An 8,553-nucleotide genomic window follows, 5' to 3' on the forward strand; every position below is an offset into this window, starting at 1 on the left:
CGCTGACCATGTCGGCAAGCTGATGGCCGGATGATCTCGGGTCTGGACTGGGGCTGGTTTCGCCGCTGGCCGGAGACGACATCGACACCGGAGTCCACAATTTGCTGATCCGCCGCAACGACGCTGCCGGCGAGCACGCCTACCTACGCTGCTACAGCCCCCGCCCGGTGCCCTTGCGAATGCTGGTGGCCGTGGGGGGTCAGCGCTGGCGCATCGAGAGTCCTTTCAAGCCCCCCCAAAGGGCTCGTCCGCCTCGACCAGCACCAAATCCGACGCCGGCGCTCCTGCCATCTGCGGGACCACCCTGGCCATGCCCACCCACGCCTTCCTGGCCGTGGCCACCGCGGTCGAACGCGACACCACACCCACCCCCGCAGGTCTGATCGCATTGACCGTCAACGAGTTCCGCTGAGTCTTCGACGCCCTGCTACTGCCACCCACCACACATCGCGACTCTTCTGGAGTGGTCACGACGACGACACCAATAGCGAGTACGCATTTCCCGCTACCGACGAAGGCAGAATCAATTGTCCCGATCTACTGCTGCAGTACTAGTTGGACCGGTCCATGGTGGCTCAGTTGGTCGGATCTACTGCAGTTGAGCGCCAAGGTGTTTGGTGAGCGACCTGAATGCTAATTCATTCGCCGTTGACACCACGGGCATTCACCACAGCTTGTCAGTTGGTGAAATGCGCCTGATTCATGTGGGCGGCCACCCGCAAGGCGTTGGCCGCGATCGTCAAACTCGGATTCAATCCGGTGCTGGTGGGAAAGAACGAGCCGTCGACCACGTAGAGGTTCTCCACTTCGTGCGCCCGGTTGTTCGGGTCCAGCGTGCTGGTTTTGGGATCGTCACCGAAGCGGCAGGTGCCGCAGACGTGAGCCAGCGCCTCGTTGCTCGTGGCGCCCCGCAGGGTGATCCTGCGAAACGGCTTGAACGTCTCTTTGAACATCCGCATAAACACCGCGCGGCGCTCGATCTCGCCGGGGTGAAGACGATATTGGAGCCGCAGCCGCTGGCGGCCGTCCGGGCTCGGCGAATCGGACGGCAGCACCCGGTTGTCCAGATAGGGCAGGTCTTCCAACATCGCCGCGAGCACCAGTCCGCCGCTGAAGAACCGCTCGTAGATCGGGCGCGCCGCCGGGCTCATCAGGCGCAGCGCCTTGAACTGCCAGCCGGGGTGATTGGTCAGCGCCTGGATGGGCGGCATCGCGCCACCGGACTGCACGGTGCCGTACTTCTGCCCCTCCCAGAAATAGAAATCGTTCAGCCCGATCTGCTTGTTCTCGGCGGTGATCTTGGAGCCGCGATGCGGCCAGACCTCGATGAAATCGACCAGGTGACGCATCAGGTTGCGCCCCACCATGTCTGAGCCGTTGGCCAATCCGTTCGGCCAATCGCCGGAGCGGGAATTGAGCAGCAGCACCGGGGTGATCAGCGCACCGGCGGCCAGCACCACCACCTTGGCCTTGAGGGCCAGCATCCCGGAGCGATGCGCGCAGATCACCTGCCGGATCGCGGAGGCATCCGCGTCCAGGCGCACCACCCGGCATTCGGTGAGCAGCTTGGCGCCGTGCTCGGTGATGGCCGGCACCAGGCAATTTCGGGCGGCGTCGTTCTTGCACGACAGGTGGCACAGATAGCTCTGACAGGTGGTACAGCCGTCGGTGTAGTCACAGGCCATCGGCAGGTGGTAGGGATGCAATCCGCGACCCGTCAGGTAGTCGACCATTGGCTGGTTGACTGCGGAAAACGGCGGTGGCGCGGGCAGGTCGACCTCGGCGGCCTCGGGTCGCAGCGGATCGGGCTGGCCGCGCACCCCCAGCAGTTTCTCGGCCGCGGCGTACCAGGGCCGCATCTGGTCGTAGGTGATGGGCCAGGCCTCCGGCACGGTGGAATCGCCGGGCTTGCGGAAATTCTGCCGGGGAGTGAAATCGCGGACGAAAAACCGCTCGCAGACCATGCCATACAGCGCCGACGACCCGCCGGTCCCGCTGCCGATCATCGGCAGATACCGCCGGGTGGAGCGCCCGCTGATGTCTTCGACCTCGTCGGTGGAGCGTCCGGCCCGGGCCAACACCTCGTAGTAGGTCTCCGCGGAAAGACACGCCTGTGGCTCGACCACTTCCGGTATCGCAGAGCGAATGGTTCCCGGCACCCCGGGCAGTGTCGAGCGTCCCTTTTCGACGAACAGCACGCTGCGGCCCGACTTGGCCAGTGAATAGCCCAGCATCCCGCCGCCCATGCCGGTGCCCACCACGATCACGTCCCACATGACGCGTTCCGCCTCGCGCGGATTTAGCTCGCCGTCAACCAAAATCGAGTTCTCTCCCCGGATGATGACCCAAAGCTTCGCGCCCTTTGAGCGAATGCCGACGTTACCATCGGTTGCCACAGAAAGGTTGACGTTTTCCGCTCCTGCCGCCGGCAAATGATCGATGGCCGCGGGGTGGGTCCTTTCTTGCAATGGCGAACGGGATGAGCGCGCATGAAACGAGGTACGGCACCTGTGGGCGGAAGTGAATGCATCTATGACGCCATCGTGGTGGGCTCGGGAGCCGCCGGTTCGTGGGCGGTCAAGGAGCTGACCGAAGGCGGGTTGAGGGTGGTGTTGCTCGAGGCCGGCCGCGACCTGGACATCGCCCGTGATTTTCCCGCCGACGCGAAGGTGGGCGCGATGGGGCCTGTGGGGCGGGTCAAATCGGCCATCGGGGGCCAGCAGGTTCAGGCGCGGTGCTCGTCGTTTTCCAAGACCACCAAGCAGTTTTACGTCAGCGACAAGGAGAATCCGTACACGACGACGCCGGGCGACAGGTTCTTGTGGATTCGGGGCCGCCAACTCGGCGGTCGGTTGCACACGTGGTGGAGACATGCTTTGCGCATGTCGAATCACGAGCTCAAAGCCGCCAGCGTGCGGGGCGACGGCCTGGATTGGCCGTTGGCCTATGACGACCTCGCGCCGTATTACGACGTCGTGGAGCAGACGCTGGGCGTCTACGGCGAGCCCGTGGGCATCGCCAACTGTCCGGACGGAAGGTTCCTCGGGCCGTCGAAAACGACCGGGATCGAAGAGGCGTTTCGGGCCGACGTCGAGAAACGACTGCCCGACGTCCGGGTGACGTACAGCAGGAAGACCAAGTACGACCACGACAGGGTTCCGCTTCCGGTCAGGCTCGCGCAGGCGACCGGTCGCCTCGAGATCCGGACGGATGCCGTGGTGAGCCGATTGCTGGTCGACGAGCGGTCGGGGAAGGCCACCGGTGTCGAGTACGTCGAGCGGTTGACGGGCACCAGGCGGGCCGTTCGGGGGCGGGTCGTGGTGTTGTGTGCGTCGGCGATCGAGAGCGTGCGGATCCTGTTGAACTCGCAATCGGCGCGGCACCCGTCGGGGTTGGGCGGATCGTCGGGTCATCTGGGTCGCTATCTGTGCGACCACCTTTCCTACACGCTGACCGGCCCGGTGCCCAAAGCAGATGTCGAGCCCGCTTTCAACGAGGATGGGTTCGACTTCGCCGGAACGGGTCTTTACATTCCCAGCTTCTGCGAACGGGAATCGAAGAACTTTCCGGGCGGCTACGGCGTCCAGATCGCGATTGGCCGCGGCGCGCCGGTGTGGATCATGTGCACGTATGGCGAGATGCAACCCCGATACGACAACCACGTGTCGCTGGATCCGAGCGTCAAGGACGCGTGGGGCATCCCGGTGGCCAGAATGGAGTGCCGTCATTCGCAGAGCGACGTCAACATGGTTGCGCACATGAAGCGGACGCTTCCCGAGATCGCGGCCGCCGGTGGCCTGCCGGCGGGCAAGGACGTCGAATTCGGTCGCTGGAACCTGCCCGCGCGATGGGTTCGATCGCTGTTCCTCACCGACTACGGCGCCTTGTGGCCGGGGGAAACCATTCACGAGACCGGCGGTGCGCGCATGGGTGACACACCGCAGGATTCGGTGCTGAACTCGCATTGTCAGTGTTGGGATGCCGACAACGTGTTCGTGACCGACGGCGCATGCTTTGTCTCGCCCGGATTCCAGAGTCCCGTGCTGACGATCATGGCCCTCACGGTCCGGGCGTGCCGGTTCATCGTCGACGACTATGGCAAGCAGGTGAACTGAACTATCGTGGTGTCCCGTGTCTGGACACGGGGCCCCGGTGCGGATCGGCATTCTGGGCACGGCCCGCGTCGCACCGGCCGCGGTCGTCAATCCGGCGAAGGACAACACCGAGGTAGAGGTGGCCGCGGTGGCGTCGCGCGAAGTGGCCCGCGCTCAAGCCTTTGCCGCCAAGCATGGCATCGACCGGGTGCACGACAGCTACGAGCAGCTGATCGCCGACCCGGAACTGGATGCCGTGTACATCGCGCTGCCGAACGGGTTGCACGGCAGATGGACCCGGGCCGCGCTGTCCGCGGGCAAGCACGTGCTGTGCGAAAAGCCGTTTACCGCCAACGCCGCCGAGGCCCGCGAAATCGCCGAACTGGCCGCGAAGGCTGAGCGGGTCGCGATGGAGGGATTCTATTATCGCTACCTGCCGTTGACTTTCCGCGCGCAGGAGATCATCGCGTCCGGCGAGCTGGGCAAGCTGGAGCGGGTGGAAGTGGCGTTGTGCATGCTGCTGCCGAAGTTCTCCGACATCCGTTACGACTACTCCCTTGCGGGCGGGGCGACAATGGATTTCGGATGCATTGCGGTCAACATGATTCGCACGTTCGGCGGGTCGACTCCGGAAGTCATTTCGGCACAGGCGAAACTGCGCGATCCTCGGGTGGACCGGTCCATGACGGCCGAGTTGCGGTTTGCCGGCGGGCACACCGGCCGGGTCCGCTGCGCGCTGTGGTCGTCGAACCTACTGCAGTTGAGCGCCAAGGTGATTGGCGAGCGCGGCCAGATGCGCGTGCTCAGCCCGGTGGCGCCTTTTCGTCGGCTCTCGATCCGATCCGCGGACGGCAACCGGGTAGAGCGCTTCCCGCCGCGCAGCCCGTTCGCGTATCAGCTCGATGCCTTCGCCGCGGCGGTGCTGCGCGGCGAGCCGGTGACGACGACGCCACAAGACGCGATCGAGAACATGACCGTCGTCGATGCGATCTATCGCGCTGCGGGCCTTCCGCTCCGCGAGCCGGCCTGAACGCACGACCCGATTAGTTGGCGAAATGTGCCTGGTTGACGTGAGCAGCCACCCGCAGGGCGTTGGCCGCGATCGTCAAACTGGGGTTCAAACCGGTGCTGGAAGGGAAAAACGAGCCGTCCACGACGTAGAGGTTGTCCACTTCGTGTGCTCGGTTGTTCGGGTCCAGCACACTGGTTTTGGGGTCGGTGCCGAACCGGCACGTGCCACAAGCGTGGGCCACGGCCGTGTTGTTGGTGGCGCCGCGCAGGGTGATTTTGCGAAACGGCTTCAACACCTTGTTCAGCTGCCGTAAGAACACAGCGCGGCGCTCGATCTCGCTGGCGTGCAGGTGGTATTTGATTCGCGGCCGCGGGCCACCATCCACGCCCGACGAATTGGATGACACCACGCGGTTGTCCAGATAGGGCAGGTCTTCCATGATGAGGGCCAGCAGGTGCCCGCTGTTGAAGAAATGCTGGTAGAGCGGGCGCAGCGCCGGCCTTATCGGCCGCAGCGCCTTACTCTGCCAGCCTGGGTGATTGGTCAGGACCTCCATGGCCGGCACCGCGCCCGCCGACTGCACGGTGCCGTACTTCTGCCCCTCCCAGAAATAGAAGTCGTTCAGCCCGATCTCCTTGTTCGGGCCTCTGACCTTCCAGTCGCGCTGCGGCCAGATCTCGACCCAGTCGATCAGGTGACGCATCAGGTTGCGCCCCACCCAGTCCGAGCCGTTGGCCAATCCGCGCGGCCAATCACCCGAGCGGGAACTCAGCAGCAACACCGGGGTGATCAGCGCCCCGGCGGCCAACACAACCACCTTGCCCTTGAGGGTCAGCGTGCCGGAGGGATGCTCACAGATCACCTGCCGCACCCGGGTGGCGTCGGCGTCCAGGCGCACGACCCGACATTGCGTCAGCAGCTGCGCGCCGTGCTCGGCCAGCGCCGGCGTCAGGCAATTGCGGGCGGCATCGTTTTTGCACGACTGGTGACAGAGATAGCCCTGACAGGTGGTGCAGCCGTCGGTGTAATCGCAGGCCATCGGCAGGTGGTACGGATGCAATCCCAGGCCCGTCAGGTAGTCCACCAACGGCTGGTTGTCGGCCGAAAACGGCGGTGCGGCAGGCAGATCCACCTTGGCCACCTCCGGGCGCAGGGGATCGGGCTGGCCGCGAACGCCCAGCAGCCTCTCCGCCGCCGCGTACCACGGCTGCATCTGGTCGTAGGTGATCGGCCAGGCCTCGGGCACGGTGGAATCGCCGGGGTCGCGAAAGTCTTGCCGGGGAGCGAAGTCGCGAGCAAAGAACCGCTCGCAGACCATGCCATAAAGGGCCGACGACCCGCCGGTCCCGCTGCCCAGGAACGGCACCAACCGCCGCGAGGAGCGTCCGTTCATGAACTCGATCTCGTCGGTGGCGCGTCCGGCCCGGGCCAGGGCGTCGTGGTAGGCCGCCACGGAACGGCTCGCCCGCGGCTCGACCACTTCCGGCTCCGAAGAACGAATGGTGCCCGGCGCCCCGGGCAGCGTCGAGCGGCCCTTCTCGACGAACAGCACCCGGCGGCCCGAGCGGGCCAGCGAATAACCCAGCATCCCACCGCCCATGCCGGTGCCCACGACGATCGCGTCCCACATAACGTGTTCCGCCTCGTGCGGATCCAGCTCGCCGTCAGCCAAATCGAGTTCCTCAACGGATGAATGCCGTGCGCCCTGCCCGGTTTGAGCGAAGCACGACCTTAACATTTGCTGCCGCGAGGTCGTCGCTGAATGGCGGTTGCCCTGGACATCTACTATGAGGCTGGCGGCTACGAAGCTGGCGGCGTCCCGCCGTCGAACCGACAGGGATGGGAATCAGGTGCGGCGAGCGCTCATAACCGGGATCACCGGACAGGACGGCTCGTATCTGGCCGAGTTGCTGCTGAGCAAGGGATACGAGGTCCACGGGCTCATCCGTCGGGCTTCGACCTTCAACACGTCGCGGATCGATCACCTCTATGTCGATCCACACGAAAAGGGCGCACGATTCTTCCTGCACTACGGCGACCTCACCGACGGCACCCGCTTGGTGACGTTGCTCAGCGTCATCGACCCCGACGAGGTGTACAACCTCGCGGCGCAGTCGCACGTGCGTGTCAGCTTCGACGAACCCGTTTACACCGGCGACACCACCGGCATGGGATCGATGCGGCTACTCGAGGCCGTTCGCCTGTCCAAGGTGGGCTGCCGCTTCTATCAGGCATCCTCGTCGGAGATGTTCGGCGCGTCCCCGCCGCCGCAGAACGAGCAGACACCGTTCTGCCCGCGCTCACCGTACGGTGCGGCAAAGGTCTACTCGTACTGGGCGACGCGCAACTATCGCGAGGCGTACGGGCTGTTCGCGGTCAACGGCATCTTGTTCAACCACGAGTCACCGCGCCGCGGTGAGACTTTCGTGACCCGAAAGATCACCCGGGCCGTGGCCCGGATCAAAGCCGGCATCGACTCGCACCTCTATCTGGGTAACCTCGACGCCGTCCGCGACTGGGGGTACGCACCCGAATACGTCGAAGGAATGTGGCGGATGCTGCAGGCACCCGACCCCGACGACTACGTCCTGGCGACGGGACACGGTTACACCGTGCGCGAGTTCGCCCAGACCGCGTTCGACCATGCCGGGCTCGACTGGGAAAAGCACGTCCGATTCGACGAGCGCTATCTGCGCCCCACCGAGGTGGATTCGCTCGTCGGCGATGCGACCAAGGCCGCCCGATCGCTGGGGTGGAAGGCTTCCATACACACCGCCGAGCTGGCCCGGATCATGGTCGACGCGGACATCGCCGCGCTGGAGTGCGACGGCAGACCCTGGATCGACAAGCCGATGCTTCCCGGCTGGAGCTGAGCCGGGGGATGGACGCATCGGTCGACGGGCTTGACCGCGCAGCTCCGGTGTACATCGCCGGGCACCGCGGGCTGGTCGGGTCCGCACTGTTGCGCAGGTTTCGGGCCGAGGGGTTCGACAACCTCCTGGTGCGGCCGCACAGAGAACTCGACCTGACGGACCGGGCCGCGACGTTCGACTTCGTTCTCGAGTCACGGCCCCAGGTCGTCATCGACGCCGCGGCCCGCGTCGGCGGCATCATGGCGAACAACACCTACCCCGCCGACTTCCTGTCCGAAAACCTGCAGATCCAGGTCAACCTGCTCGACGCCGCGGTGGCCGCGCGGGTGCCGAGGCTGCTGTTCCTCGGTTCCTCTTGCATCTACCCGAAATACGCCCCCCAGCCCATCAAGGAGAGCGCGCTGCTCACCGGCCCGCTGGAGCCGACCAACGACGCATACGCGATCGCCAAGATCGCCGGCATCCTCCAGGTCCAGGCCGTCAGGCGGCAATACGGCCTGGCCTGGATCTCGGCGATGCCGACCAACCTGTACGGACCCGGTGACAACTTTTCCCCGTCGGGCTCGCATCTGCT

At 65.3% G+C, this 8,553-nt stretch carries 6 protein-coding genes; 4 read left to right on the forward strand and 2 right to left on the reverse strand.

All coding sequences use genetic code 11. The features are described from left to right. Positions 1-677: 677 nt before the first annotated feature. Positions 678-2,276, reverse strand: coding sequence for a GMC family oxidoreductase (locus tag OQ968_RS22035; protein ID WP_324681447.1), 1,599 nt, complete (start codon positions 2,274-2,276; stop codon positions 678-680). Between the two features lie 234 nt (positions 2,277-2,510). Here OQ968_RS22035 and OQ968_RS22040 point away from each other — a divergent pair, with 234 nt between their 5' ends. Continuing rightward, a complete protein-coding gene (locus tag OQ968_RS22040; RefSeq protein ID WP_324681448.1) occupies positions 2,511-4,115 on the forward strand; it encodes a GMC family oxidoreductase in 1,605 nt (534 codons plus the stop codon). Between the two features lie 16 nt (positions 4,116-4,131). Then, positions 4,132-5,124 carry a Gfo/Idh/MocA family oxidoreductase gene (locus OQ968_RS22045; RefSeq protein ID WP_324681450.1) on the forward strand — a complete coding sequence of 331 codons (993 nt, stop codon included), beginning with the start codon at positions 4,132-4,134 and terminating at the stop codon, positions 5,122-5,124. 13 nt (positions 5,125-5,137) lie between these two features. On the opposite strand, the gene OQ968_RS22050 is transcribed toward OQ968_RS22045, so the two are convergent. After that, positions 5,138-6,778: a GMC family oxidoreductase gene (locus OQ968_RS22050; RefSeq protein ID WP_324681452.1), complete on the reverse strand. Its 1,641-nt coding sequence runs from the start codon at positions 6,776-6,778 to the stop codon at positions 5,138-5,140. A gap of 178 nt (positions 6,779-6,956) precedes the next feature. On the opposite strand from OQ968_RS22050, the gene gmd reads away from it, so the two are divergent. Both gmd and OQ968_RS22060 read left to right on the forward strand, forming a co-directional pair. After that, the gene (gene gmd / locus OQ968_RS22055) at positions 6,957-7,979 is read left to right on the forward strand and encodes a GDP-mannose 4,6-dehydratase (RefSeq protein WP_324681453.1); all 1,023 of its coding nucleotides are present in this window, start codon (positions 6,957-6,959) and stop codon (positions 7,977-7,979) included. A gap of 8 nt (positions 7,980-7,987) precedes the next feature. Next, positions 7,988-8,553 (forward strand): NAD-dependent epimerase/dehydratase family protein (locus OQ968_RS22060; protein ID WP_324681455.1); only part of this gene is annotated, 566 nt, incomplete at its 3' end.

This window comes from Mycobacterium sp. 663a-19, from assembly GCF_035616495.1.
In the GTDB taxonomy this organism is placed as follows: Bacteria; Actinomycetota; Actinomycetes; order Mycobacteriales; family Mycobacteriaceae; genus Mycobacterium.

Excerpts from the sequence above, each read along its gene's own strand:
- OQ968_RS22035 (WP_324681447.1), bottom strand. The coding sequence starts at position 2,276 with ATGTGGGACGTGATCGTGGTGGGCACCGGCATGGGCGGCGGGATGCTG.